The sequence below is a fragment of the Streptomyces sp. NPDC040545 genome, assembly GCF_055595065.1.
The window spans coordinates 125,141-150,307 of sequence record NZ_JBVIWA010000019.1; the positions used below are offsets into that span (position 1 = coordinate 125,141).

Here is a 25,167-nt window from a genome sequence, read left to right on the forward strand (position 1 = left end):
GTCCGTGCCCAGCCATTCTGCGAGGGTGTCCCGCCGGCGCTCGACCTGGGCCCGGCGTGCAGCCGCGTCGCCGTCCTCGGTGAGCAACAGCCAGGTGGCAAAGATCGACATCGGTCTTCCCTCGGCAGGTCCCGGTTGGCAACCGCCGCAGGCCGCGTCAATCCCAGCCACCGGCCTCGTGGGTGCCGGGTGACCGGTCGGGTGGATGATCTAATCTGCGCGCTATGTGGTCTCCTCTCCTCCGCTTCCTCGCCGTTCCCGGCAGGGCGGCGGTCCTGCTGCGGTCCCTCGCAGCCTGTGTGCTCGCGGCCGCGGCCTGGGTGGACGTACGGGCCGGGACGTTCGCCGGACCGGCGTCACAGGCCCGGCTCGCGCTGTCGGCCGCTGTCGTGGGCGCCGTCCTCGTCGCCCTGCCCCTGCTCAAGGAGGCCCGGTCGTACGCCTGCGCCGGGGGCGCCGCCGCCACCGCCTCACTGACCTGTTCCGTGGCCGTGCTCCTGAGCCACCCCGCCAGCGGCGCCGCGTCCGCGTACGGTGCGTTCGAGCCGGTCGCCCTCCTGATGGTGCTGGCCTTCGTCGCCCGGCGCGGGCCGGCGGCCCCCACCGCGCCGATCGCCCTGCTGCTGGCGGCGGCCGTCGTCCTGCGGCCCCTGTCCATCGGCGTGCAGGAGGGGAGCCTCACCGTCGCGTTCGGCCTCACGCTGGCCACCGTCCTGGTGGCGGGGGCGAGTGTGACCGCCCGGATCGTGGAGGCGGACCGGCGGCAGCGCGCACACCGCGTCCGGCTCGAACAGCGGATCGAGCTGGCGAGGGATCTGCACGACCACCTCGCCCACCACGTGACCGGCATCGTGGTGCAGGCACAGGGCGCCCGGGCGGTCGCCGCCAGGCGGCCCGACCTGGTCCTTCCGGCCCTGCAGCGCATCGAGGAGACCGGAGCGGAGGCGCTCGCCTCCATGCGGCAGATGGTCGCCGGGCTCCGGGCCGGGGAGAGCGACGCACCGCCGGCCGCGCCCGCCGGCATGGACGACCTGCGGGCCCTGGTTCGGGGGTTCGCCCTGAACGGGGTACCGGCGTACCTCACCGAGGAGGGTCCGACGGACACCGTTCCGCCCGAGGTGGCCGCCACCTTGCACCGGGTGACGACGGAGTCCCTCACCAACATCCGCAAGCACGCCCGCCACTGCCGCCACGTCAGCGTCCACGTGCAGGTCCGTCCGCACGAGGCCGCCGTGCGGATAACCAACGACGGGACGGCCCGCCCGACCTCCCGCCCGGGCTACGGGCTGAAGGTCCTGCGCGAACGCGTCACCCTGGCGGGCGGCACCTTCCGGGCCGAGGCCACCGCCGAGGGCGACTGGCAGGTGCGGGCCCGGATGCCGCTCACCACCGGCACGATTTAGGCGGAGGCCTTGCCCCGGCCGCCCTTGGGCCCGCGCCCGCCGTACGTCGGCGGGTATCCGGGCTTCGCCGGTATCGGGGGCCGGGCCGGGGCCGGCAGGGGCGGGAGGGCCGGCTCGTGCAGCCAGGCGGTGAACAGGTCGTCCAGCGGATCGGCCGCGTAGCGGGCCACGTGGTGGGTGAAGGCCACGGTGGACACCACCCCGTGGCGGTGCACGGTGGCCCAGTCCCGCAGCATGCGGAAAAATGCGGTGTCGCCCAGCGCGCAGCGGATCGCGTGCAGGGTGAGGCCACCGCGCTGGTACAGACGGTCGTCGAACATCAGCTTGCGGCCGGGGTCGGACAGCCGCAGGTCCCGTGACTGCGAGGCCAGCAGCCGGTGTGCGGCGGTCGCCAGCTCGTGTGCGGTGCGGCCGCCGGAGCGTTCCGACCAGAGCCATTCTGCGTACTTCGCGAATCCCTCGTTCAGCCAGATGTGCCGCCAGTCGGCGATGGTCACGCTGTTGCCGAACCACTGGTGCGCGAGCTCGTGGGCGATGAGGCGTTCCGAGCCCCGGACGCCGTCCACGTGGTTGGCGCCGAAGGTGGACAGGCCCTGCGCCTCCACGGGGACGTCCAGTTCCTCGTCGGCGACGACCACCACGTACTCGCCGAAGGGGTAGGGCCCGAAGAGCTCCTCGAACAAGCGCATCATGGCGGGCTGCCGGGCGAAATCGCGGGAGAACCGCGGCAGCAGGTGCGCCGGCACGTGGGCGCTCTGCGGTACGCCGCCGAGTCCCGGGTCGCCGAGGAGCACCGTCTGGTACATGCCGATGGACAGGCTGACCAGGTAGCTGGAGGTCGGCGCGGACTGCTCGTAGACCCACGTGGTCGTGCTGGCCTTCGTGGTGCGCGTGAGCAGTCGCCCGCCGGCCACGACCGTGTAGGGGGACGGCGTGTTGACCGAGATGTGGTACGAGGCCTTGTCCGCGGGCCGGTCGTTGCACGGGTACCAGGAGGGCGCGCCGACGGGCTGGCTGGCCACCAGCGCGCCGTCGGTCAGTTCCTCCCAGCCGATGCCGCCCCAGGGGCTGCGCACCGGCTTGGGGTTGCCCGCCCAGTGCACTTCCACGGTGAAGGCGGATCCGGCGGGCAGGGGCTTGGCCGGGCGGATGCGGAGTTTGCCGCCGCGGTGGGTGTAGTGCGGCGCCCGGCCGTTCACCAGGACGCGGCCTATTCTGAATTCGGCCAGGTTCAGGTGGAACTCGGTGAGCGGCGCCCGCCCGGCGATCGCGGTCAGCCGGGCCGTGCCGGCGAGCCGGTTGGGCCCGGGACGGTACTCCAGAGCGAGTTCGTACCGGTGCACTCGGTAACGGGAGTCGCCGTTGGCCGGGAAGTACGGGTCCGATGACTCTGTTCTCTGGCCGCTCACTGCCGCTTCCGCTCCCTGCGCTGTGCTCGTACGACGTGCTGGTGTGCCGGTGTACCGGGGTTGCCGGTGCCGCCCTGCTGCCTGCCGCGGCGCGGACGGCCGGTCAGGACCGCCACGCCTCGATCGGATTGCCCAGCCAGCGGGTGTCGGCGGGGACGGATTCCCCGGCCATCACGAGGGATGCGGGGCCCAGTGTGCTGCGGGCCCCTACCGTGCTCCCGGGCAGGACGATTCCGCCCGGGCCCAGGGTGGCGCCCTCACGGAGCACCACAGTATCCGTCCTCAAGATCCGGTCGTGGAAGAGGTGCGTCTGCAACACACAGCCGCGGTTCACGCTGACCCCGTCGCCCAGCACGACCAGGTCCGTCTCGGGCAGCCAGTAGCTCTCGCACCACACGCCCCGGCCGATCCGGCCGCCGAGCGCGCGCAGCCACAGGGCCAGCACCGGCGTGCCGGGCACCGATCCGGCCAGCCACGGCACGGCCAGTACCTCGACGAAGGTGTCGGCCAGCTCGTTGCGCCACACGAAGCCGCTCCACAGCGGGTGCTCCCCCGTCCGGTGCCGGCCCACCAGCAGCCATTTGGCGGTCACCGCGACCGCGCAGGCGGCCGCTCCGGCGGTGAGCAGGACCGCTCCGGAGAGCAGCGCGGCTCCCCAGATCCCCGCACCGCTCCACGTGATCAGCGCGCAGAGCGCCGCCGCGGTCAGCACGGCCAGGGCGACCGAGCAGAACACCGGGACGAGCCGGCACAGCTCCACCAGGCCGCGCGCCCACAGCAGCCGCGCGGGCGGCTCGTACGTCCGGCTCTGGTCGGCGTCCGCGGTGGACCGGGGCAGCCGGACGGGCGGGAGCCCCAGGTAGGAACTGCCCTTCTTGGCCTTCTTCGGGGTGGCGGACAGGACGCCGACCAGCCCGTCGTCCGGCACGCTGCGGCCCGGGGCGGTCATGCCGGAGTTCCCGAGGAAGGCGCGGCGGCCGATCTCGGAGTGTCCGATGCGCATCCAGCCGCCGCCGAGCTCGTAGGGGGCGGTCAGGGTGTCGTCGGCGAGGAAGGCGCCCTCGCCGACGGTGGTGAGGCTGGGCAGGGCGAGCACGGTGGACACCTCGGCGCCCCGGCCGATCTTCATGCCGAGCAGCCGCAGCCATACCGGTGTGATCAGCCCGGCGTACAGCGGGAAGAGCGTCTCGCGCGACAGGTCCATCAGCTGGGTGACCGTCCAGGCCTGCCACCCGACCCTGCTGTGCGTCGGGTGGGTTCCGGTCCGCAGACCGAGGCTGAGCAGGCGTACGGAGATCAGCAGCAGGGCCGCGTAGGCGAACCCGAAGGCGAGTGCCCCGGGCACCACGGCGAGCAGCGCTCCGCGCAGTGCTTCGGTGAGCCCGGCACCGGCGGGCACGAAGCGGCCGGCCACGAGCAGGGCGGGCAGGGCGGCGAGCACGGGCAGGGCCGTGAGGGCGAAGCCGGCCGCGCCGTAGGCGGCCCGCCAGGGGAGTCCGCGCGGCGGGCGTTCCCCCGGCCAGTTGTGCTTGGCCTTGCCGAGCTTTCCGGCGGGTGCGCCGGCCCAGCGCTGGCCGGTCGGGATCTGTCCGACGACGGCGGAACCGGGGGCCACCTCGGCGCGCTTTCCGACCCGCGAGCCGGGGAAGAGGATGCTGCGGGTGCCGACCACCGCGCCCGCGCCGACCTTTATGGCGCCGATCTCCAGGTGGTCCCCGTCCAGCCAGTGGCCGCAGAGGTCCACCTCGGACTCCACGGCGCAGCCGCGGCCGAGTTTGAGCATGCCCGTGACCGGGGGCAGGGAGTGCAGGTCCACCTCGGGGCCGATCTTGGCGCCGAGGGCCCGGCCGTAGCGTTCCAGCCAGGAACCGGTGAGGGACGTGGCGCCGGCACATTCGGCCAGCCGCTCGGCCGTCCACAGCCGCAGGTGCACGCTGCCGCCGCGCGGGTGGCGTCCGGCCTGCACGCCGCGCAGCAGGAGGCGGGCGCCGCCGGCCGCGATCGCGAGGCGGCCCGGCGGGCTGTACAGCAGCAGCGCACCGCCGGCGACGAGCCACCAGGAGGCGGTCGGCGCCCACGGGAAGGCCCCCAGGCCGTGCAGGACGTTGCCCACGGCCAGCAGGGCGACGGTCCAGCGCAGGCCCACCAGGGTGAACAGCGGGAGCAGCAGGAGCGACTGCGCCACCTGGGAGCGCAGCCGGACCGGTGCGACGGTGCGGGCCGCTCCGTCGCCCTGGGCGGACTTCTCCAGGTGCCGGGCCAGCTTGCGCAGGGTGGGCTGCTGATAGATGTCGAGGACGGCCGCGCTCGGGTAGCGGGTGCGCAGGCGGGTGGTGAGCTGGGCGGCGGCGAGGCTGCTGCCCCCGATCGCGAAGAAGTCGTTGGCGGCGCCGGTGACGGTCACACCGAGGGTCTCGCTCCACTGTTCGGCGAGCCAGGCCTCGGTCCCGTAGAGCTGCTCGGTGGGGCCGGAGGTCTCCAGGCCGGGGAGCGGCCAGGGCAGCGCGTCGCGGTCGACCTTGCCGGAGGTGCGGGTGGGCAGTTCGGCGACGGGTGCGAGCAGCGGTACGAGGGCGGCGGGCAGCTCGGCGCGCAGCCGGGTGACCGCCGCCGCGTGGTCCCAGCCGTCCTGGGTGACGAGGTAGCCGACGAGCAGCTGGTTGCCGCTGCGCGCGGTGCGGACGGCGGCGGCCGCACCCGCGACGCCGGGCAGCGCCTGGAGCGCGGCGTCCACTTCGCCGAGCTCGATCCGGCGGCCGCCGAGCTTGATCTGTTCGTCGGCGCGGCCGAGGAAGACCAGGCCCTCCGGTTCGGCGCGTACGAGATCGCCGCTGCGGTAGGCGCGCTGCCAGCCGAGGGACTCGAGCGGGGCGTACTTCTCGGCGTCCTTGTCGGGGTCGAGGTAGCGGGCGAGGCCGACGCCGCCGATCACGAGCTGGCCGCTGCCGCCCATGGGTACGGGTTCACCGGACTCGTCGACGACGGCCAGTTCCCAGCCGTTCAGCGGGAGGCCGATACGGATCGGCTCCTCACCGGTCAGGAGGGCGGCGCAGGCGACGACGGTGGCCTCGGTGGGCCCGTAGGTGTTCCAGACCTCGCGGCCTTCGGTGACCAGGCGCTGGGTGAGCTCGGGCGGGCAGGCCTCGCCGCCGAAGATCAGCAGCCGGACCTCGTTGAGCGCCTCGGGCTCCCACAGCGCGGCCAGGGTCGGCACGGTGGAGACCACGGTGATCTCCTGGTCCACGAGCCAGGGGCCGAGGTCGGCGCCGCTGCGCACCTGGGAGCGGGGTACGGGCACGAGGCAGGCGCCGTAGCGCCAGGCCAGCCACATCTCCTCGCAGGAGGCGTCGAAGGCGACGGACAGTCCGGCCATGACCCGGTCGCCGGGGCCGATCGGCTCCTCGGCGAGGAACAGCGCGGCCTCGGCGTCCACGAAGGCGGCGGCACTGCGGTGGCTGACGGCGACGCCCTTGGGCTTGCCGGTGGAACCGGAGGTGAAGATGATCCACGCGTCGTGCTCGGGGCCGGGGCGGGAGGCGCCGGCGCGGGGGCCGGGCTCTGCGGGCCGGCCGGCGTGGATGCGCTGTCCGCCGCCGAGCACCGCCCGGACCCCGGCCTCGCCGAAGACGAGGTCGGCGCGCTCGTCCGGGTCCTCGGCGTCGACGGGTACGTAGGCGGCGCCTGCGGCGAGGACGGCGAGGACGGCCACGTACAGCTCGTTGGTCCCGGACGGTACGCGGACGCCGACGCGGTCTCCGAGGCCCACTCCGGCGGCCGCGAGGGCCCGGCGCCGGCGCTCGACCTCGACGGCGAGCGCCCGGTAGGTCAACCGGGTGGTTCCGTCGTCGAGGGCGAGCTCGTCGGGGTACGTCCGTACGGTGGCCTCGAAGATGTCGACGAGGGTGCGGGTGGGGGCGGCGGGCCCGGCGGTGAAGCGGGCGGACTTGCCGGACTCCTCCAGCGTCTGCGCGTCGTCGAGCAGAGTGAGTTCACCGCGCTCAGGTGTGACTGCCATCGGCCCTCGCGTCTCGTTCCCGGCATGATCCGGGTCGCGGGCGGAGCCCGGGTCTGCCCAGGTTGTTCCGGCCCAGCGCCAAACAACCCACCAGTCTAGTGCGGTATCAAGGATTTTCTTGTTGAAGCCTTGCGCGTGGCCGGTAAGAGACGGTATTGCGGCTTCTCCGCGGCGGCGCCGGGACCACGCGGACGAGGAGGACCGGGGCGCGGGCGCCTGCGTACTACGTCCTGCCGGCGCAGTCGGGGCACAGGCCGCGGTAGGTGACCTCGGCCCCGGACACCGTGAAGCCGAAGCGCTCGTCCGCCGGGAGACCGGCCAGGGGGTCGTCCGTCGGGTGGACGTCGCGGATGAGTCCGCAGGCGGAGCACACCAGGTGCTGGTGCGGGTGGTGCGCGTTGGGGTCGTAGCGCTTCGCCCGGCCGTCGGTGGTGACCTCCACGACCTCCCCGAGGGCGACCAGCTCACCCAGGGCGTTGTACACCGTCGCCCGGGAGATCTCCGGCAACCGCTGGGCGGCACGCGCGTGCACCTCGTCCGCCGTGAGGTGCACATGGTCGCCGTCGAGGACCTCCGCGACCACGCGCCGCTGGGACGTCATCCGCCAGCCACGCCCGCGCAAACGCTCCAGCAGGTCACTCATATCGGCCCACCTGTTCAGGTTCGACGGGGGTGCCCCGAAGTGTGTCGGCGGACATCCGGGATCCGATCGAATGTGGACCTGGTGTCCTTCTTGACTTGGATTCCGTCCATCGTAGGATCTGTTTCGTAGCTGGCCAAGAGACAGGAAGACTCCAGAGCGGCAGGTGACGAAGACGTGACGGATCACCGCCGTGGAGCTGCCCGGTGCCGTTACGTGTACACCGGCCGCCGGCGTCCCACCGCGCGCAACCGTCCGGGACGGTGACCCCTCGGCGTCGAGGCGATCGACGGGCGCCGAGCCCCTTCATCTCGGGGCCCCGCGCCCCGGCTGTTCCATCGCATTCAGTCGCATTCAGTCGCATTCAGTTCCTGAACACCGTGATCCGCCTGGTACGGAAGGATTCCCATGTCTGAGAACCATGATGCAATCGTCACAGATGCCAAGTCGGAGGGTGGGGACGGCTGTCCGGTAGCCCACGGACGGGCCCCGCACCCGACCCAGGGCGGCGGAAACCGCCAGTGGTGGCCTGAACGGCTCAACTTGAAGATCCTCGCCAAGAATCCCGCCGTCGCGAACCCCCTCGGGGAGGAGTTCGACTACGCCGCGGCCTTCAAGACCCTCGATCTTCCCGCCGTCAAGCGGGACATCGCGGACGTGCTGACGACCTCCCAGGACTGGTGGCCCGCCGACTTCGGCCACTACGGCCCGTTCATGATCCGTATGGCCTGGCACAGTGCGGGCACCTACCGGATCAGCGACGGCCGCGGCGGCGCCGGGGCCGGCCAGCAGCGTTTCGCCCCCCTCAACAGCTGGCCGGACAACGGCAACCTCGACAAGGCCCGCCGTCTGCTGTGGCCGGTCAAGCAGAAGTACGGCCAGAGCCTCTCGTGGGCCGACCTGATGATCCTGACCGGCAACGTGGCCCTGGAGTCGATGGGCTTGGAGACCTTCGGCTTCGGCGGCGGCCGCCCGGACGTCTGGGAGCCCGACGAGGACGTCTACTGGGGCCCCGAGACCACCTGGCTCGACGACGAGCGCTACACCGGCGACCGCGAGCTGGAGAACCCCCTCGGCGCGGTCCAGATGGGCCTCATCTACGTCAACCCGGAGGGCCCGAACGGCAACCCCGACCCGATCGCCGCGGCGCGCGACATCCGTGAGACCTTCCGCCGGATGGCGATGAACGACGAGGAGACGGTGGCCCTGATCGCGGGCGGCCACACCTTCGGCAAGACCCACGGCGCGGGCCCGGCGGAGAGCGTCGGCGCCGACCCCGAGGCCGCGCCGATGGAGGCGCAGGGCCTGGGCTGGGCGAATTCCTTCGGCACCGGAAAGGGTGGCGACGCGATCACCAGCGGTCTCGAGGGTATCTGGACCAACACCCCGACCACCTGGGACAACACCTTCTTCGAAATCCTGTTCGGCTACGAGTGGGAGCTGTTCAAGAGCCCCGCCGGGGCGCACCAGTGGCGGCCGAAGGACGGCGCCGGGGCGGGCACCGTGCCCGATGCCCACGACCCGTCCAAGACCCACGCCCCGACGATGCTGACGACCGACCTGTCGCTGCGGGCCGACCCGGCCTACGAGCAGATCTCGCGGCGCTTCCTCGCGAACCCCGCCGAGTTCGCCGACGCGTTCGCGCGCGCCTGGTTCAAGCTGACCCACCGCGACATGGGCCCGGTCGTCCGCTACCTCGGCCCGGAGGTCCCGGCCGAGACGCTGCTATGGCAGGACCCGCTCCCCGCGGTGACGCACGAGCTCGTCGACGCCGCCGATGTCGCCGCACTCAAGCGGCAGGTCCTCGCCTCGGACCTGTCGGTGTCCCAGCTCGTCTCCGTCGCTTGGGCCTCGGCCTCGTCCTTCCGCGGCAGCGACAAGCGCGGCGGCGCCAACGGCGCTCGGATCCGCCTCCAGCCGCAGAGCGGGTGGGAGGTCAACGACCCGGACCAGCTGGCCGGGGTGCTGCGCAGCCTGACCGGCATCCAGGAGTCCTTCAACTCCGCCCAGAGCGGCGGCAAGCGGATCTCGCTCGCGGACCTGATCGTGCTGGCCGGCGCGGCCGCCGTCGAACAGGCGGCCAAGGACGCCGGGTTCGCCGTGCAGGTGCCCTTCACCCCGGGCCGCGCGGACGCCACGCAGGAGCAGACGGACGTGGAGTCGTTCGCCGCTCTGGAGCCGGCCGCCGACGGGTTCCGCAACTACCTCGGGAAGGGCAACCGGCTGCCGGCCGAGTACCTGCTGCTCGACCGGGCGAACCTGCTGACCCTCAGCGCTCCCGAGATGACGGTCCTGGTCGGTGGTCTGCGCGTGCTCGGTGCGAACCACCAGCAGACGCCGCACGGTGTCTTCACCACGACGCCCGGCTCCCTCACCAACGACTTCTTCGTCAACCTGCTCGACCTGGGCACGACGTGGTCGGCGACGTCCGAGGACGCGAACGCGTTCGAGGGCCGGGACGTGGCCACGGGCCGGGTCAAGTGGACCGGCACCCGCGCCGACCTCGTCTTCGGGTCGAACTCCGAGCTGCGCGCCCTCGCGGAGGTCTACGCGAGCGACGACGCGAAGGCGAAGTTCGTGAAGGACTTCGTCGCGGCGTGGACCAAGGTGATGAACCTCGACCGGTTCGACCTCGCCTGATCGTGACGTCCGGGCCGGCCCCACCGGCCGGCCCGGACGTGCGGCACCGGTGGCCGGTCGACGGCTCCGCGCGGACGCGGCCCACGACGAGCCGGACGGCGCTGATTTCGGTGTCGCATCAGCTCTCCCGGTCCCTGGCCGGTGGCCCTCCCCCGTCTCCCCCGTTCATCCGGCACGAGGGGCCGCGCCCGGCATCGCCGAACGGGGAGTCGCGGACCCTCGCTCCCGGCCTAGGCGCCGGCGCCGGAGGCCACCAGGGCCATCTCCCGTTCCACGGCTTCGAGTTCTTCCTTCCGGTCCATGAGCACCAGCTGCTCCCGGTAGCGGTCCAGCGCCTTGATGAGCAGGAGGTCCCTGACCGGCTCCATGGCGTACATGCGGCGCGCGGCGGCGACGGCCTCGGCCCGCAGGGCCAGTGCGGTCTCGGGCAGATGCGCGAAGTCCTGTCGGCTGTATTCGTACAACGCCTCGGCGAGCAGCGGCAGATACGCCAGCGGACTCACCTGGACGAGCACGCGGTAGGCGGCGACCTCCTGCCGGGCCGGCAGGGTCTGGGACCCCAGGAGGGCAACTCGGGCTCGGAGTACTGCGTCGTGACTGGCGTGCGCTGAGTAAGTCATGACGGTGATTCTGAAAGCCGCACAGGGGTCCGAACAAGGGCAATCCGCTGTGCCCTTGGTCCTACGAAAACGGCCTCTGACCTGTCATGATTGATACGTGTTCACCCCTGCGCCCCCCAGGGCGGGTCAGCAGCCGAAGAAGGACAGCCGGACCTGTCGCCGGGGGTTGTCGCGGTTGGTGTCCACGAGAGTGACGGACTGCCAGGTTCCGAGCTCCAGCAATCCGTCGATCACGGGCAGCGTCGCGTGGGGCGGGACGATCGCGGGCAGTACGTGGTCCCGGCCGTGGCCGGGGGAACCGTGCCGGTGCCGCCAGCGGTCATCGGCCGGCAGCAGGGAGGCCAGGGCCTTCAGGAGGTCGTCGTCGCTGCCCGCTCCCGTCTCGATGACGGCGAGTCCGGCGGTCGCGTGCGGCGTGAAGACGTTGAGCAGTCCGCTCCGGCCCCGCGCCACCTCCCCGAGGAAGGACGCGCAGGCGTCGGTCAGGTCATGGACGGTCTCCCGGTCGCCGGTCGTCACGTCGATGGTGCGTGAGGCAAAGATGTCGGCCATGGCCTCATCCTTGCGCGCGGTCTCCCCGCCGGCCCGCAGCCTCGGCCGGTGTCGGCCGACCCGGCCGGGCTTACGATGATCACAGGGGGCGCGGTCCGCCCGTCCCCGCTCACGCTCCGGGGGGATTCGTGACCGAGGTGACCGACCGGCCCGTACGCCGTGCACCGCCCGTCCAGGACGAGCTGTGACGGAGGGGGAGATCAGGGCCTTGGCGCAGGAGCTCGTCGCGCTCGACGTGGCGGCCGGGGCGCGGTGGGCGGTGGGAACGGCGCTGGGGGCCGTGCGTACGGTCGGCCGGAGTCGGCCGCTGCCGCAGGACGGCGCGGAGCGGGCGGCGCGTGCCGAGCTGTACCAGGTCGCCGCGTGGATCGCCTTCGACGCCGAACGGCACGGCGTTTCGCGGCGGCTCCACCTGCGGGCCCTGGAGCTGGCCCGCAGCGACCGGGCGGAAGGTCCGGACGCCGCCGTGGAGCCGTTGATCCTCGCGGTGCTGGCGATGCAGGAGGAGCACCTGGGGCGGCCCGGGAGCTCCTTGCGGATCGCCTCGTCCGTGCTGGCCCGCGAGGGGCTTCCGGGCCGGGTCGCGGCGATCTTCCACGTACGGGCGGCGCGCGCGCTGGCCCGCATGGGGAACGGGCCGCGAGCCCGGCGGGCCCTGGGGAGCGCCGCAGAGCTCCTCGCCGACCCGCCCACGGACCGGGATCCGGCCTGGGCGTGGTGGTTCGACCGGCACGAACTGGACGGCCACCACGGCCTGGCGCGGGCCGCGCTCGGCGACCTGGGCGGGGCGGCCGCCCTCCTCCACGACGCGGCGCGCGCGGGCGGTGACGGCGGCCCCGCCTACCGGGTGCTGTTCGCCGCGGAACTCGCCCGGGTGCAGGCCCTGGCGGGTGACTGGCGCGGGGCCGACACGGCCATGGCCGCCCTGATGGACGGGGTGCCCGCCGTCGGGTCCGTGCGCGCGCTGCGGGTCATGGGCCGGGCCGCCCGGCTCGTCGGGGACGGCCGTCGCGTCCCGCGCCGTACCCGTGACACGGCCCGCCATCTCGCCCTGGCCCTGCGCGACACCGGTACCGGCGCCGACGCCGGATGAGCCGGTCAGTCGACCCCCAGCAGCCGCCGGCGGTCGCCTGGACTCGCTGCGAACGCGGCGCAGGCCGCACGGTGGACGATGCTCCCCTTCTGCATGACGGCGACGTGTTCGGCGACGGAGAGGGCGAGCCCGAGGTTCTGCTCCACCAGGACGACCGTCATGCCCTCGGCGCTCACCTCCCGGATCACCTCCCCCACCTGGGCGACGATCGCGGGCGCCAGGCCGTCGGACGGTTCGTCGAGGAGCAGCAGGCGCGGATTGCCCAGCAGGGCCCGGGCGATCGCGAGCATCTGCTGTTCGCCTCCGGAGAGTTCGTCGCCCCGGTGTCCGAGCCGCTCCCCCAGTCTCGGCAGCAGGCCGAGGATCCGCGCCCTGGTCCACGGCCCGCGCGCGGGGCGGCGCCGTGCGGCGATCGCGAGGTGCTCGGCCACGGTCAGCGGGGCGAACACCCGGCGTCCCTGGGGTACGACGCCCACTCCGGCCCGGGCGATGACGTCGACGCGGGCCCCGGCGATCTCCCGGCCGTCGAGGGTGACGCTGCCTTCGTAGGGCCGGACGAATCCCATGACGGTCGAGATGAGAGTGGTCTTCCCGACCCCGTTGCGCCCGAGGACGGCGATGATCCCGCCCTCCTCGGCGTCGAGGTCGACGCCGCCGAGGACCACGCCCCCGGCGTAGCCGGAGCGCAGGCCGCGTACGCGGAGGAACGGCTTCACGAGGTGACCTCCGTCGTGCCCAGGTAGGCCTGCTGGACCTCGGCGGAGGCCCGCACGTGATCCGGTGTGCCGGTGGTGAGGTGTCGGCCGAGGTGCATGACGGTGACGGTGTCGGCGAGCTCGAAGACCATGTCGAGGTCGTGTTCGATGAGCAGGACGGTCACCTCTTCGGGCAGGGCGGCGATCAGCCCGGTGAGCCGCTCCGTCTCCGCCGGTGACATGCCGGCGGCGGGTTCGTCCAGGAGCAGCAGCCGGGGTTCGGTGGCCAGGGCGACCGCGACCTCCAGTTGCCGCCGTTCGCCGTGCGAGAGGGCGCCCACCGCGAGGTCGTGCCGGTCGGGCAGGCCCACGCGTTCCAGCAGCGTGCGGGCCCGGGCGAGCTCCTTGGTTCTGGCACTCACCTTCCGCCATCCGCCGAGCCCGTTGCCGGTGCGGAGCAGCACGGCGAGGAGGACGTTCTCCAGTACGGTCTCCCGCATGAAGAGGCTGGAATGCTGGAAGGTCGCGGCCGTGCCGAGTGCGACCCTGCGGTGCACGGGCAGCCGGGTCACGTCCCGCCCGTCCAGGAGGATGGTTCCGGTGCCGGCCGCCAGGGTTCCGGAGATGAGGCCGAACAGGGTCGACTTTCCGGCGCCGTTGGGTCCGATGATCGCGTGCCGCGCGCCGGGGCGCACGGTGAGGGACACCTCGTCGACGGCGGTGAAGGACCCGAAGTGCTTGGACACCCCGCGCAGTTCCAGTAGGTCGGGATCGCTCACGCCGTCCTCTTCCGGCTCGGCTGGTGCGGGAGCCGTACGCTGGCCAGTCCGCGGGGCAGGGTGTACACGGCGGTGACGAGGAGCAGTCCGAGCAGCAGGGGGCCGCGCCCGGCGACGGCTTCGAGGTTGCCGAGGTAGTCGCGGGTGAGCCAGATGAGCGCGGCCGCGGCGCAGGCCCCCCGGATCGAGCCCGCGCCGCCGATGACCACGGCCAGCAGCGCGAGGGCGGAGACCTCGAATCCGGCGTCGCCGGGCGAGACGAAGCGCTGCACCGAGACCCACAGCGAACCGGCGGCGCCGGCGAGCGCCGCGGCGCCGCAGTAGACGGTGAGGGCGTACGGCCGAGTGGGGTAGCCGATCGCCTTCATGCGGGGCTCGTTGTCGCGGATTCCGCGCAGGGCGAGGGCGAAGGGGGTCGAGCCCAGGCGGGTGACGGCCGCGAGCAGGAGCAGGAAGACGGCCAGTACGTAGAAGTAGACCAGCCCGTCGAGCTCCAGCGCGGGGGTGCCGGGCAGGGGCACGACGGCCGGGACACCGGATATGCCGTCGGTGCCGCCGGTCACCGGCTTCCAGTTGACGGCGGCGCTGTAGACGATCTCGCCGATGGCCAGGGTCAGCATGAGAAAAACCACGCCGCGGGCCCGGACGGCGAGCCATCCGGTCGGTACGGCCACCAGCGCGGAAGCCGCCGCGGCGATGAGGAGTTGGAGCGGTCCGACGTCGGTGAGGCTCTTGGCGGTGATCGCCGCGGCGTAGGCGCCGACACCGAAGTAGGCGGACTGGCCGAGGGTCGGCAGCCCGGTCAGCCCGGTCAGCAGGTTGACGCTCAGCGCGAGCAGGGCGAACACCAGGATCCGCGACAGGGTGGCGACGGCGTACGGGCCGAGCAGGAAGGGGGCCAGGGTGAGGCCGAGGAGTACGGCGCTGCCGATCGCCCGGGATGTCAGGGGTGTGCTCATGTGCGTACCGCCGAGGCGACCAGGCCGTGCGGGCGGACCACGAGCACGGCCAGCATGGTGCCGAAGAGGAGGAAGGGCGCGTACTGCGGGAGCAGTGCCACCCCGAGCGTCTGGACCTGGCCGATGAGCAGGGCCCCGGCGAGGGCGCCGCGCACCGATCCGAGGCCGCCGACGACCACGACGACGAGCGAGAGGACGAGCACGCTCTCGTCGACGCCCGGCCCGGGGCCCAGGATCGGCGCGCCGAGGACGCCGCCGACCGCTGCCAGGGCGGCCCCGAGCGCGAAGACCCCGTAGAGCACCTTGCGGATGTCGACGCCCTGGGCGCGGACCATGTCCCGGTCGGCGACGGTGGCCCGGACGAGGGCGCCGAGCGAGCTGCGCTCGAAGACCAGGTGGACGAGGACGGCGAGGCAGGCCGCGACGGCGATGAACACCAGCCGGTACACCGGATAGGTGTGGCCGAGCAGTTCCACCGTTCCGCGCAGCGGTGCCGGCGGGTCGGTGGGCAGCACCTCCCCGCCGAAGGCCGCCGCGAGGAGGTCGGCGACGATGAAGGTGATGCCCAGGGTGAGCACGGCCTGGTCCAGGTGCCCGCGCCGGGCCAGCGGCTGGGTGAGCCAGGTCAGGGCCGCTCCTCCGAGGGCGCCCACCAGCGCGCCGGCCACAAGGGCGAGGAGCAGGCCCGGAAGGGTTCCGTCGGAGAGTGCGTAGGCGGTGTAGGCCCCGCCGAGGTAGAGCGTGCCGTGCGCCAGGTTGAGGACGTCCATCATGCCGAAGACCAGGGAGAGGCCGACCGCGATCGTGAACAGCAGCAGTCCGAAGGCGATCCCGTCGACGACGCCGACGAGGTTGCCGTCCAGCCATCCGGCCATGTCAGCCGCCCAGCCGGCCGAGGTCGCCGGCGACGGTGTTGGCGCCCAGCTTCACCTCGCGCAGGTACCAGGGCTGGATCGGCGTGCCGCCGTTGCTGAACCGCCAGGTGCCCCGCGGGCTGTCGATGTCCCCCACCGTGGAGATGGCGGCGTTGACGGTCTCCGGGGTCACGGTTCCGCCGGCGGCCTCGATCGCCTTGTCGAGCACCTGCGCCGCGTCCCATGAGGCCATCGCGTAGGTGGTCGGGTCCGTGCCGTGGGCGGCCCGGTAGGCCGGTGCGAACTGCCGGTTGGCGGTGTTGTCCAGGTCGGCGCTGTAGTTGAGGGCCGTGAGGATGCCTTCGGCCGCGTCTCCCTGTCCCTTGAGCACGCCGCCCTCGGTGAGGAAGCCGGGTGCGTAGAGCGGGATCTTTCCGGCCAGTCCGAAGTCGCGGTACTGCTTCACGAAGTCGACGGCCGCGCCGCCGGCGTAGAAGCAGAAGACCGCCTTCGCCCCGGAGTTCTCGATCTGGGAGAGGTAGGGCTGGAAGTTCTTGGTGCCCGGGAACGGCGTGTACACCTCCTCCCCCGCGATCTTGCCGCCGGCGGGCAGGAAGGTGGACTTGAAGCCCTCGATCTCGTCCTTGCCGGCCTGGTAGCCCGCGGCGACGAGGAAGACCGGGCCCCCGGCCCGCTCGGCGACGTGTTTGCCGAGCGCCTTGCCCGGCTCGTCGTTGACGTACGAGGTGCGCCAGATGTATTTGGTTCCGGTCAGGGTCGTGGGCGAGGCGTTCGAGCCGACGAGCGGGATCCGGCTGGTCTCGAACAGGTCCTTCACCCCGTTGACGGTGGCCGAGCTCACCACTCCGCTGACCGCCAGGACCCGGTCCTGCTTGACGAGTTTCTCCGCCGCCGCCTTGCCCGATTCGGCCGTCTCCCCCTCGTCCGCGATCACGATCTGCACCTCGCGGCCGCCGAGCCTGCCGCCGTGCTGCCGGAGGTAGAGCTCGAAGCCCTGCTTCATGTCGTCGCCGAGGGCTTTGTAGGTCCCGGACTGCGGGACGAGGAGCCCGATCTTCACGGGCCCGGTCTGCTTGTTGTCGTCACCCGTACCCAGGCTCGCACCGCCGCATCCCGTGGCCAGCAAGAGGCCTGTGGTGACGGTGATCAGAACCAGGGGGCGAAACCGACCTGCCATGGAGACTCCGTACGTTGTCGACCGGTCTTCGCGGACCGGATGGTGCTCCCGAAGTGACACGTGTCTATCGCGTAATTGCGACGCTCGTCAAGACTTCGCAAGATAGATGCCGGAGAGTCGCCGCACCCCTTGACCCGCGCCGCGCGTGTGCCGTAGCACTAGCCATCGTCAATTTCGCGCCATACCACTTCGGTGGGCGAATCCACGATCCGTCAGGGAGTGAAGCCATGACCGACGATCCATCACGGCGCAGAATCCTCCGGAACACCGGGGTGCTGACCGGCGCCGCACTGCTCACCGGCGTCCCCGGCGGACCGGCCGGCACGGCGCAGGCCGCGCCGCCCGCGGGCGGGTCCTCGCCCGTCGTCGAACTGCCCGCGGGCCGGCTCCGCGGAGCCGTCGAGGGCGGCCTCACCGTGTTCAAGGGTGTCCCCTACGCGGCGCCCCCCGTCGGAGCCCTGCGGTGGCGCCCCGCCCAGCCCCATCCCGGCTGGGCGGGAACGCGTGACGCGACCGCCTTCGGGCCGAGCGCACCTCAGCTGTACCGGGAGGGCGGCGACGCGGTGCTCGGTACGCACGGCGCTCCCCCCTTCAGCGAGGACTGCCTGACGCTCAACGTCTGGACGCCCGGAGCCGATGACGCCCGGCGGCCGGTGATGGTCTGGATCCACGGCGGCGGGTTCATCTCCGGATCGGGCTCCCTGCCCAACTACTCGGGCGAGACCTTCGCCCGCGACGGCGACCTCGTCGTCGTGACGCTCAACTACCGGCTCGGACCGCTGGGATACCTCTACTTCGGTGAGGACGGCGCGGGCGGGAACTTCTGGTTCACCGACCAGCTCGCCGCACTGCGCTGGGTACGGGAGAACATCACCGCGTTCGGCGGCGACCCGGACGACATCACCCTCGCCGGACAGTCCGGCGGAGCCCTGTCGGTGGCGGCGCTCGCCGGGGCCCGGCCCGCCGGCCGCCCGCTGTTCCGGCGCGCCATCCTGCAGAGCCCGCCGCTCGGCCTGCAGATCCCCACCCGCGCGGAGTCGCTGGAGCGCAGCGCCACCTACCTCGACGTCCTCGGCGCCAAGAACGTGGCGGAGCTACGGGCCCTCCCCTGGCCCCAGCTGATCGGCGCCACGATCGAGATGTTCCGCAGGACCGGACGCTGGGGGTACTGGTCGACCCCGTTCCTGCCGGTGCTCGACGACGTGACGCTGACCCGCGGCCCGGCCGATCTGCTGCTGACCGGCCCCGGGGCGGACGTCGACCTCCTGATCGGGTGGACCAGGGAAGAGGCCGCCTTCGCGTTCGCCCTGAGCGAGCCGTACGCCGCCGCCACCAAGGAGCAGGTGCTCGCCAGAGCGCGCGACAGCTTCGGCGCCCGGGCGGCCGAGGCCTACACCGCGTACGAGGAGGCCCGGCCGGGGGCCCGCCCGGTCGACGTGCTCATGGACCTGATCGGTGACGATCTGTTCCGCATGCCCGGCATCGACCTGGCCGAGCGGCGGGCGGCCCGCGGCCGGCCGGTCTGGGCGTACCAGTTCGACCTCCCGACGCCCGCGCACGGCGGCCAACTGGGCGCGGCCCACTGCCTGGAGCTGCCGTTCGTGTTCGACAACTTCGACAAGTGGTCGCAGGCACCGTTCCTGGCGGGGCTGAACCCCCGGATCCGTGACGGACTCGCCGGGGCCGTGCACGCGTCCTGGATCTCCTTCATCCGGACCGGCGATCCCAACCACCGCCCGATGCCGAACTGGCCACGCTACGAACGCGGTTCACGGACGACGATGAGCCTGGACTCGGTCACCGGCCCCGTCGACGACCTCGCCGGGTACTGGCGGCGCCTGCACCGTCCGGCGGCGCGGTAGTCCGTCTCTTCCGGTCCCGCTCTTGCGGTCAGGCCTCGGCCAGGCCGGTGATCTCCTGCACGTGGCGCAGGCTGGGCGGAGCGAGCACCTCGTTCAGCTGCTGGAAGATCTGCCGCGCGGCCACCGCGTTCCAGTCCTCGGGGAGCAGCTCGGCGGGCAGCCCGGGGTCGAGGTAGGGCAGGCGGCGCCACTGGGTGAGCATCGGGACGTAGTGCCGGAAGGCCTCGGCGCCGCCGACGCCGGGCCGCTCGGCCAGTCCCGCGGCGACCGGGCCGTAGGCCTCGGTGAATCCGGCGTACTGCTCCTCGATCGCCGGGAAGTCCCACCACGAGCTGACCGTGCCGGGCAGGTCGCTGAAGGCCGCGTATTCGGCGGCGAACAGGTGCACGTACTCGCTGAGTCCGAGCCGGACGAGCATGTCGCGGGCGTCGCCGAGGAGGCGGCCGGGGGCCAGCCACACGCCCGGGGCGATGTTCCCGAAGCCCAGCCAGGTCAGCCGGGTGCGCAGCTGGTAGCGGTAGGAGCGCTCGGACTCCGGTACGGAGAAGACGGCCATGGCCCAGCCGTCGCTCAGCTTCGCCGGTTCCAGGCTGCCGAAGATGCGCCGGTCGCCCTCGTCGAAGACGGGCTGCGCGCCCGGGCTGAGCCGGTACCCGGTGGCGCCCCGGCGCTCCGGTTCGAGGACGCCCTTCTTCTTGAGCCGGGAGATCGCCGAGCGCGCCGCCGGGCCGTCCACGTCCAGCTCGGACATCAGGGTGATCAGGTCGGCGACGGAGATCCAGCCGCCGAGGCGTCGCAGGAACGCCCCGTAGACCGTGTTGATCAACGAGCTGGGCCTGAGGGGACTGTCCGCCATGATCGCCTTCCGTCGTATGCGGTGGTGATCCTATCGACCTGGGCGAACGCGGCGCCGCCCAGGTCACGGCAGGCGGAGTCGGAGGCGGGCGGGGTCGGAAGCGGGCGGGGTCAGAGGCGGGCGGCCCGCTTCAGCCGGCCCAGGTCCACGAACTTGAAGTCGGTGTCCGTACGGGCCTCCCCGTCGGGCCCCGTGGTGGCGGGGGTGTTGTGGCCGTCCTGCACGACCAGCAGGCCGTCCGGGAACCTCTTGCCCAGTGGTGCGCTGGTGACGGCGGCGCCGTCGCACTCCTGCGAACCGTCCGGCGAGCCGGGCGTCGCACCGTCACCGACGCGGAAGCCGCGGACGTACGCGTTGCCGTGCTCGCGGTCGAAGACGGCGAAGGTGTCGTCGCCCTGGCTGGACGCGAGCAGGTAGCCGCCGTGGCCGGGGTTCTTCGGGTCCCGCCAGATGGTCAGGCCCTCCACGTCGGCGGAGACGTGCCGGCCGCCGAAGCCGGGGTCCGCGCCCGCGTCGCACTCCTCCGTCCCGGGGTTCCAGGTGCCGGGCACGCCGAAGGAGCGGACCTTCTCGATGAGGCGGGCGGGCGAGCGCAGGTCGGCGTCGAGCTTCCAGATGCCGACGTCCTCCTGACCCGCGTAGAGGTCACCGGTGTCGGGATCGACGACCATGCCCTCGACCTGGGGCCGCTCGCCCGGTTCGCCGCACGGCGTCCAGCTCTTCCCGTTCGGCAGGGTGAAGGAGGCGGGCAGCGAGGTGGTGCGGACGGTGCGGTAGCCGACCTTGCCCTGGGCGTTCGGCAGCAGTTCGGCCAGTGCGAGGTCGGTGGCGTGGCGCCGGCTGGTCACCGCGTACGAGCGGCCGCTGCGGCGGTCGGTGTAGGCGGCGAGGCCGTAGGCGGTCCGCTGGTCGTTGACCTCGTCCTGGCCGCTGGAGAAGACCTGCGGGGCGGCGGCCTCGTCGGTGACGTCGACCAGCGGGGCGGCGGGCCGCTTCGGGTCGATCCGGTAGACGCGCAGCTGGTCGCGGCCGCGGTCGGAGACGACGGCCACGTCGTGGCGGCCGTCCGGGAAGCGGAGTCCGGTGATCAGGTCGACGTTGTTGAAGCGTCCGGGCTTGTCGCCGTCCCGGGGCGGCGCGGGGGCGGGGAGGGCCTGCACCTGGCGTCCGTCCAGGTCGTAGACGCGCAGACCGCCCTCCTTGGCGGTGGCGATGACCAGACTGGCATCAGGGTTCTTGGCATTGCGCCAGATCGCCGGGTCGTCGGCGTTCGCGTTGCCGCCGGCCTCGTCGTCGAAGAGGGAGGGCGTCTCGACGGAGGCCGCCACCCGGGGCAGCGACGGTGCCGTGCCGCCGTGGGCCGCCTCGGCGTGCGCCGGTCCGGCGATCACGCCCAGGGCCACCATGGCCGCCGCGGCCACGGCCGGGGTCCGCCTGCTCGGGATGACGCGCATCTTGCCTCCTGTTGGTGGGGTACGGGGTGGGGCCGGCTGCGCGGTGGCCGGGGTCTTCCGGCGTTCCGCGGCGGGCCGCCCCCACCGTGGGCCACGTGCGGGAGACGACCATGGAGCGGGCGTGACGTGCGCATGACTGAACGGTGAAATCCGGCGGCTCCGGGACGGCCGCGGGGCTTTCCCAGGAGCTTTCTTAGCGGAACGTTAGATCTGCGTGGCGGACCTTGTCCGGGTACGGCGGCCGCCGCATGCTCTGGACACTCCCCCACCGCCGGGGCAGTTCTACCGTCCCCCATCAGGGAACTTCCGTCTGGAGCCGCCATGTCCCCCTCCGTCGTCATGCCCGCGCCGCCGCCCGGGGACGAGCGCAGGAAGCGCCGTCTCGCCCTGGTCGGCGGCTCGCTCGGCAATCTCGTCGAGTGGTACGACTGGTTCGTCTACGCGAGCTTCGCGATCTACTTCGCCGATTCCTTCTTCCCCGGCGACAACCCGACCACCCAGCTGATGAACACGGCGGGGATCTTCGCCGTCGGCTTCCTGATGCGTCCCGTCGGCGGGTGGATCCTGGGCCGTGCCGCCGACCGGCACGGGCGCAAGAGCGCGCTCACCCTCACCGTCACCATGATGTCGGTGGCCGCCCTGCTGATCGCCGTCGCCCCGACCTACGGCCAGGCCGGGTACTTCGGCGCCTTGGTGCTGCTGCTCGCCCGGCTCCTCCAGGGCATGAGCATCGGCGGCGAGTACGCGGCCAGTGCCACCTACCTCACGGAGGCGTCGGCCCGGAACCGGCGCGGGCTGGGCTCCTCCTTCCAGTACGTGTCCATGACCTGCGGCCAGCTGCTCGGACTGGGCATCCTGATCACCCTTCAGCACACCCTGACCACCGCCCAGTTGCAGAGCTGGGGCTGGCGGCTCCCGTTCCTCCTCGGGGCGTTGTTCGCGGTGGTCGTCTTCTGGCTTCGGCGCCGCCTGCAGGAGACCGACGCGTTCAAGGAGGAGTCGTCGGCGTCGGGCGAGGACGCCCACGACGACAGCACGCGCGGCACGCTGAAGGCCCTGTGGCAGTACCGGCGGCAGGCGGGGCTGGTCATGGCGCTCACCCTGGGCGGCACCGTGGCCTACTACACCTACACCACCTACCTCACCAAGTACCTGGTCGGCAGCGCGGGCATGGAGAAGACCACCGCCACGCTCGTCAGCTTCACCGCGCTGACCCTCTTCGCCGTGCTGCAGCCCTTCGCAGGCATGCTGTCCGACCGGATCGGCCGCCGGCCCCTGCTGATCACCTTCGCGGTGGGCTGCACCGTCGGCACGTACCCGATCATGACCGCGCTCGGATCGGCGTCCTCGTACTGGTCCGCGCTCGGGCTGTCCCTGCTGGCCCTGGTCATCATCACCGGCTACACGTCCATCAACGCGGCGGTCAAGGCCGAGCTGTTCCCGACCCGGGTGCGCGCGCTGGGCGTGGCGCTGCCGTACGCGATCGCCAACGCGCTGTTCGGCGGCACGGCGGAGTACGTGGCGCTCTGGTTCAAGAACAGTGGGCACGAGACCATGTTCTTCTGGTATGTCTCCGGATGCGCGCTGATCTCCCTCGTGACGTACGTGCTCATGCCGGACACCCGCAATGCCGCACTCAGCCGCGCCGAGGCCGAGGCTGAGGCTGAGGCCGAGGCCGACGGCAAGACCGGGCAGGAGCGGCCGGCGGCGGCTCCCGCCGAGGCGGCACGCTGATCCGGCCCCGTGGCCCGGAGCGCCGGCTCCCGTAAGCTGCTGCGCCGGGTCACGGGGATCCGGACACGGAGGCTCCGGTCATGGGCCCCCGTCATGGGGCCTCCGTCACGGGGCCTCCGTCATCGGGGCTCCGGTCACAGGTCGCGAGGGACTGTCTATGCACGCGCTTCTCGTCGAGGACGACGATCGCATGGCCCAGGCCCTGGGCACGGCCCTCGCCCAGCGCGGGCACACCGTCCGCCGGGTCGGGCGCGCCCTGGACGCCCTGCGGCACGTCCGCGAGGCCGAGTTCGTCCTGCTGGACCTGGGCCTTCCCGACCTCGACGGGCTGGAGCTGCTGCGGCGGCTGCGTACCGTCTGCGACGCGCCGCTGATCGTGGTGACCGCACGCTGCGAGGAGCGCGACATCGTCCAGGGGCTGCGGGCGGGGGCCGACGACTACGTGGTCAAGCCGTTCCGGATGGCCGAGCTCATGGCCCGGATCGACTCCGTACGGCGCCGGACGGAACCGCACCCGGGCCGTCCGGAGCCCGCCCCGACCGGGTCGCGGCCCGTGCGCGCCGGAGATGTCGAGGTGGACCTCGCGGGCCGCACCGTCACGGTGGCGGGCGCCGGTGTGCGCCTCACCCGACGCGAGTTCGACGTGCTCGCCTTCCTGGCCGCCCGCCCGGACGAGGTGCATTCCCGCGAGGTGATCCTGGACCGGATCTGGGGTGACGCCTTCCTCGCGGCCTCCCGCTCCCTGGACGTCCATGTGGCGGGCATCCGCGCCAAGACGGGTCGCTCCGGCCTGGTGCGTACGGTCCGGGGGTTCGGCTACCAGCTCGGCTTCCCGGCCCCTGCCCGGGACCCGGCCGCCGGCCCGGACCCGGTCGCCGACCCGGACCCGGAACCCGCCGCCGGGCCCGCCCCGGACGTGCGGAGTGGCGAGCGGGGTGGCGAGCGGTGAGGCGCAGGCTGCTGGCGGTGCTGATGGTGCTCATGGGGGCGGCGGCGCTGCTGCTCTGCATCCCCCTGGCCGATGCCTACGCACGCGGGCGCACCGAGCACCTGCTCCTGCAGCGGCGCTCGGAGGCCGTACGGTTCGCCGACCTCGCCGACCGGATGCGTACCGCCGCCGACCGGGCGGAGCTCTCGGCCGAGATCGGCCGCTACGCCCAGCTGTACGGAGCCGGGGTGGCCGTGGTCGACTCCGCGGGGGCGACGGTGGCCCGGGCCGGGACCGGAGCGGCGGCGGAGGCCGCCACGGACGCCGCCACCGACGCGGACGCGGCCACCGACGCCGGTTCCGCCGCGGGCGGCCCCTCCGAAGGGGCGGAAGCCCGTCGCCGCGCCCTCACCGGCCGCTCGACCGACCGGCTGCCCACCCTTCGCCCGTGGGGACCGCGCACCGTCGTGCTGGCCGAACCGGTGGGCCGGGACGAGCGGGTGAGCGGGGCCGTCCTGATGGCCGTGCCCACCGAGGCCGCCCGCCGGGACGTGGCCGTCCGCTGGTCGCTCATCGCCGCCGGGGCCTTGGGCGCGTTCACGGCGGCCGCCCTGGTCGCGGCCGGGATCACGCGCTGGCTGATGCGCCCGGTACTGGACCTGGACCGGGCGGTCGGGCGGCTGACCGCCGGCAGCCTGCAGGCCCGGGCCGTGTCCGACACCGGTCCGCCGGAACTGCGCCGTCTGCGGCAGCACTTCAACACCATGGCGGAGGCGATGGCCGACTCCATCGGCCGCCAGCGCGACTTCGTCGCCGATGCCTCCCACCAGCTGCGCAATCCGCTGGCCACGCTGGTGCTGCAGCTGGAGAACGTCGAGCCGCACATCGCGCCCGGGCCGGGCCTGGCCGAGCACGGCCGCGCGCTGGACGAGGCGGAGCGCCTGGAGGAGCTGCTCGACGGCCTGCTGGCACTGGCCCGGGTGGAGTCGGGCACCGCGGAGCTGGGCGACGAGGACGTGTCGCGGGCGGTACGGGAGCGGGTGACGGCCTGGAGCCCGGTCTTCCGGGCCGCGGGAGTGGAACTCGTGGCGACCGGCCTCGCCGACGGCCTGCGGGCACGCGCCCTGCCCGACGCGGCGGGCCGGATCCTCGACGCGCTCCTCGACAACGCCGTGAAGTTCGTCCCGCGCGGCGGTCGCGTCGAGGTGGGCGCCACGCACGCGGCCGACGCGGGCGCCGTCGCCGTCGTACGGGTCGCGGACGACGGCCCGGGTGTACCGGAGGAGCAGCTGCCGCTGCTGCTGCGCCGTTTCGCGCGCTCCCCGGAGCACCAGAACGTGCCCGGCAGCGGCCTGGGGCTGGCCATCGCCGACGAGATCGCCCGGATCAGCGGCGGCCGGCTCGACGTCCGCGGCAACGAGCCGCACGGCCTGGTCGTGGAACTCCGGCTGCCGCCCCCTCCTCCCGGGTGAGGTC

The 25,167-nt window shown here is 72.9% G+C and carries 19 protein-coding genes; 7 read left to right on the forward strand and 12 right to left on the reverse strand.

The genetic code is table 11. The features are described from left to right. The first annotated feature begins 224 nt into the window (after positions 1-224). Positions 225-1,403: a sensor histidine kinase gene (locus tag ACZ573_RS30030; RefSeq protein WP_471310044.1), complete on the forward strand. Its 1,179-nt coding sequence runs from the start codon at positions 225-227 to the stop codon at positions 1,401-1,403. On the opposite strand, the gene ACZ573_RS30035 is transcribed toward ACZ573_RS30030, so the two are convergent. The 3 genes from ACZ573_RS30035 to ACZ573_RS30045 all read right to left on the reverse strand — a co-directional run bounded on the left by ACZ573_RS30035 (position 1,400) and on the right by ACZ573_RS30045 (position 7,470). Then, complete coding sequence (locus ACZ573_RS30035) at positions 1,400-2,812, reverse strand: M1 family metallopeptidase (RefSeq protein ID WP_471310047.1); 1,413 nt, start codon at positions 2,810-2,812, stop codon at positions 1,400-1,402. The two genes, ACZ573_RS30030 and ACZ573_RS30035, sit on opposite strands and share 4 nt — an antisense overlap. Positions 2,813-2,915: 103 nt before the next feature. Beyond that, positions 2,916-6,827 carry a Pls/PosA family non-ribosomal peptide synthetase gene (locus ACZ573_RS30040; protein WP_471310050.1) on the reverse strand — a complete coding sequence of 1,304 codons (3,912 nt, stop codon included), beginning with the start codon at positions 6,825-6,827 and terminating at the stop codon, positions 2,916-2,918. Between the two features lie 223 nt (positions 6,828-7,050). Then, positions 7,051-7,470, reverse strand: a complete 420-nt coding sequence (locus tag ACZ573_RS30045; RefSeq protein WP_471310053.1) for a Fur family transcriptional regulator — start codon at positions 7,468-7,470, stop codon at positions 7,051-7,053. A 405-nt stretch (positions 7,471-7,875) separates the two neighbouring features. On the opposite strand from ACZ573_RS30045, the gene katG reads away from it, so the two are divergent. Further along, positions 7,876-10,107 (forward strand): catalase/peroxidase HPI, encoded by a 2,232-nt coding sequence (gene katG / locus ACZ573_RS30050; protein WP_471310056.1) that lies wholly within the window; start codon positions 7,876-7,878, stop codon positions 10,105-10,107. 230 nt (positions 10,108-10,337) lie between these two features. Here the strand turns inward: katG and ACZ573_RS30055 are convergent, their stop codons facing one another. Together ACZ573_RS30055 and ACZ573_RS30060 are read right to left on the reverse strand one after the other, a co-directional pair. Next, positions 10,338-10,727 (reverse strand): hypothetical protein, encoded by a 390-nt coding sequence (locus tag ACZ573_RS30055; protein WP_471310058.1) that lies wholly within the window; start codon positions 10,725-10,727, stop codon positions 10,338-10,340. A 126-nt stretch (positions 10,728-10,853) separates the two neighbouring features. Beyond that, positions 10,854-11,279, reverse strand: a complete 426-nt coding sequence (locus tag ACZ573_RS30060) for a secondary thiamine-phosphate synthase enzyme YjbQ (RefSeq protein ID WP_471310060.1) — start codon at positions 11,277-11,279, stop codon at positions 10,854-10,856. A gap of 208 nt (positions 11,280-11,487) precedes the next feature. Here ACZ573_RS30060 and ACZ573_RS30065 point away from each other — a divergent pair, with 208 nt between their 5' ends. Next, on the forward strand, positions 11,488-12,372 hold the full coding sequence (locus ACZ573_RS30065) for a hypothetical protein (RefSeq protein ID WP_471310064.1): 885 nt from the start codon (positions 11,488-11,490) through the stop codon (positions 12,370-12,372). A 5-nt stretch (positions 12,373-12,377) separates the two neighbouring features. On the opposite strand, the gene ACZ573_RS30070 is transcribed toward ACZ573_RS30065, so the two are convergent. The 5 genes from ACZ573_RS30070 to ACZ573_RS30090 are packed head-to-tail and all read right to left on the reverse strand — an operon-like array spanning position 12,378 to position 16,857. Beyond that, positions 12,378-13,088 carry an ABC transporter ATP-binding protein gene (locus tag ACZ573_RS30070; RefSeq protein WP_471310067.1) on the reverse strand — a complete coding sequence of 237 codons (711 nt, stop codon included), beginning with the start codon at positions 13,086-13,088 and terminating at the stop codon, positions 12,378-12,380. Next, positions 13,085-13,846: an ABC transporter ATP-binding protein gene (locus ACZ573_RS30075; RefSeq protein ID WP_471310070.1), complete on the reverse strand. Its 762-nt coding sequence runs from the start codon at positions 13,844-13,846 to the stop codon at positions 13,085-13,087. The genes ACZ573_RS30070 and ACZ573_RS30075 overlap by 4 nt, the downstream gene beginning before the upstream one ends. Next, positions 13,843-14,805: a branched-chain amino acid ABC transporter permease gene (locus ACZ573_RS30080; protein ID WP_471310073.1), complete on the reverse strand. Its 963-nt coding sequence runs from the start codon at positions 14,803-14,805 to the stop codon at positions 13,843-13,845. Before ACZ573_RS30080 ends, ACZ573_RS30075 begins: the two co-directional genes overlap by 4 nt. Then, positions 14,802-15,680, reverse strand: coding sequence for a branched-chain amino acid ABC transporter permease (locus ACZ573_RS30085; protein ID WP_471310075.1), 879 nt, complete (start codon positions 15,678-15,680; stop codon positions 14,802-14,804). Before ACZ573_RS30085 ends, ACZ573_RS30080 begins: the two co-directional genes overlap by 4 nt. Before the next feature lies 1 nt (position 15,681). Then, a complete protein-coding gene (locus tag ACZ573_RS30090; protein WP_471310078.1) occupies positions 15,682-16,857 on the reverse strand; it encodes an ABC transporter substrate-binding protein in 1,176 nt (391 codons plus the stop codon). 227 nt (positions 16,858-17,084) lie between these two features. Between ACZ573_RS30090 and ACZ573_RS30095 the strand changes: the two genes are divergently transcribed. Beyond that, positions 17,085-18,719, forward strand: a complete 1,635-nt coding sequence (locus tag ACZ573_RS30095; RefSeq protein WP_471310080.1) for a carboxylesterase/lipase family protein — start codon at positions 17,085-17,087, stop codon at positions 18,717-18,719. A gap of 28 nt (positions 18,720-18,747) precedes the next feature. On the opposite strand, the gene ACZ573_RS30100 is transcribed toward ACZ573_RS30095, so the two are convergent. Beyond that, positions 18,748-19,575, reverse strand: a complete 828-nt coding sequence (locus tag ACZ573_RS30100; RefSeq protein ID WP_471310082.1) for a PaaX family transcriptional regulator — start codon at positions 19,573-19,575, stop codon at positions 18,748-18,750. A gap of 110 nt (positions 19,576-19,685) precedes the next feature. Then, positions 19,686-21,029 carry a phytase gene (locus ACZ573_RS30105; protein ID WP_471310085.1) on the reverse strand — a complete coding sequence of 448 codons (1,344 nt, stop codon included), beginning with the start codon at positions 21,027-21,029 and terminating at the stop codon, positions 19,686-19,688. Positions 21,030-21,368: 339 nt separating this feature from the next. Between ACZ573_RS30105 and ACZ573_RS30110 the strand changes: the two genes are divergently transcribed. The 3 genes from ACZ573_RS30110 (at position 21,369) to ACZ573_RS30120 (ending at position 25,163) form a co-directional block, all read left to right on the forward strand. Next, entirely contained in the window at positions 21,369-22,763 is a 1,395-nt protein-coding gene (locus ACZ573_RS30110) for an MFS transporter (protein ID WP_471310147.1), read from the forward strand. Between the two features lie 157 nt (positions 22,764-22,920). Then, complete coding sequence (locus tag ACZ573_RS30115) at positions 22,921-23,712, forward strand: response regulator transcription factor (RefSeq protein WP_471310087.1); 792 nt, start codon at positions 22,921-22,923, stop codon at positions 23,710-23,712. Next, positions 23,709-25,163, forward strand: coding sequence for a sensor histidine kinase (locus tag ACZ573_RS30120; protein ID WP_471310089.1), 1,455 nt, complete (start codon positions 23,709-23,711; stop codon positions 25,161-25,163). Before ACZ573_RS30115 ends, ACZ573_RS30120 begins: the two co-directional genes overlap by 4 nt. The last annotated feature ends 4 nt before the right edge of the window (positions 25,164-25,167 follow it).

Bases quoted from the DNA above. Each gene is read 5' to 3' on its own strand.
- ACZ573_RS30030 (WP_471310044.1), top strand. From the start codon at position 225: ATGTGGTCTCCTCTCCTCCGCTTCCTCGCCGTTCCCGGCAGGGCGGCG.
- ACZ573_RS30040 (WP_471310050.1), bottom strand. From the start codon at position 6,827: ATGGCAGTCACACCTGAGCGCGGTGAACTCACTCTGCTCGACGACGCG.
- ACZ573_RS30045 (WP_471310053.1), bottom strand. From the start codon at position 7,470: ATGAGTGACCTGCTGGAGCGTTTGCGCGGGCGTGGCTGGCGGATGACG.
- katG (WP_471310056.1), top strand. From the start codon at position 7,876: ATGTCTGAGAACCATGATGCAATCGTCACAGATGCCAAGTCGGAGGGT.
- ACZ573_RS30055 (WP_471310058.1), bottom strand. From the start codon at position 10,727: ATGACTTACTCAGCGCACGCCAGTCACGACGCAGTACTCCGAGCCCGA.
- ACZ573_RS30060 (WP_471310060.1), bottom strand. From the start codon at position 11,279: ATGGCCGACATCTTTGCCTCACGCACCATCGACGTGACGACCGGCGAC.
- ACZ573_RS30080 (WP_471310073.1), bottom strand. From the start codon at position 14,805: ATGAGCACACCCCTGACATCCCGGGCGATCGGCAGCGCCGTACTCCTC.
- ACZ573_RS30085 (WP_471310075.1), bottom strand. From the start codon at position 15,680: ATGGCCGGATGGCTGGACGGCAACCTCGTCGGCGTCGTCGACGGGATC.
- ACZ573_RS30090 (WP_471310078.1), bottom strand. From the start codon at position 16,857: ATGGCAGGTCGGTTTCGCCCCCTGGTTCTGATCACCGTCACCACAGGC.
- ACZ573_RS30095 (WP_471310080.1), top strand. From the start codon at position 17,085: ATGACCGACGATCCATCACGGCGCAGAATCCTCCGGAACACCGGGGTG.
- ACZ573_RS30100 (WP_471310082.1), bottom strand. From the start codon at position 19,575: ATGGCGGACAGTCCCCTCAGGCCCAGCTCGTTGATCAACACGGTCTAC.
- ACZ573_RS30105 (WP_471310085.1), bottom strand. From the start codon at position 21,029: ATGCGCGTCATCCCGAGCAGGCGGACCCCGGCCGTGGCCGCGGCGGCC.
- ACZ573_RS30110 (WP_471310147.1), top strand. From the start codon at position 21,369: ATGCCCGCGCCGCCGCCCGGGGACGAGCGCAGGAAGCGCCGTCTCGCC.
- ACZ573_RS30115 (WP_471310087.1), top strand. From the start codon at position 22,921: ATGCACGCGCTTCTCGTCGAGGACGACGATCGCATGGCCCAGGCCCTG.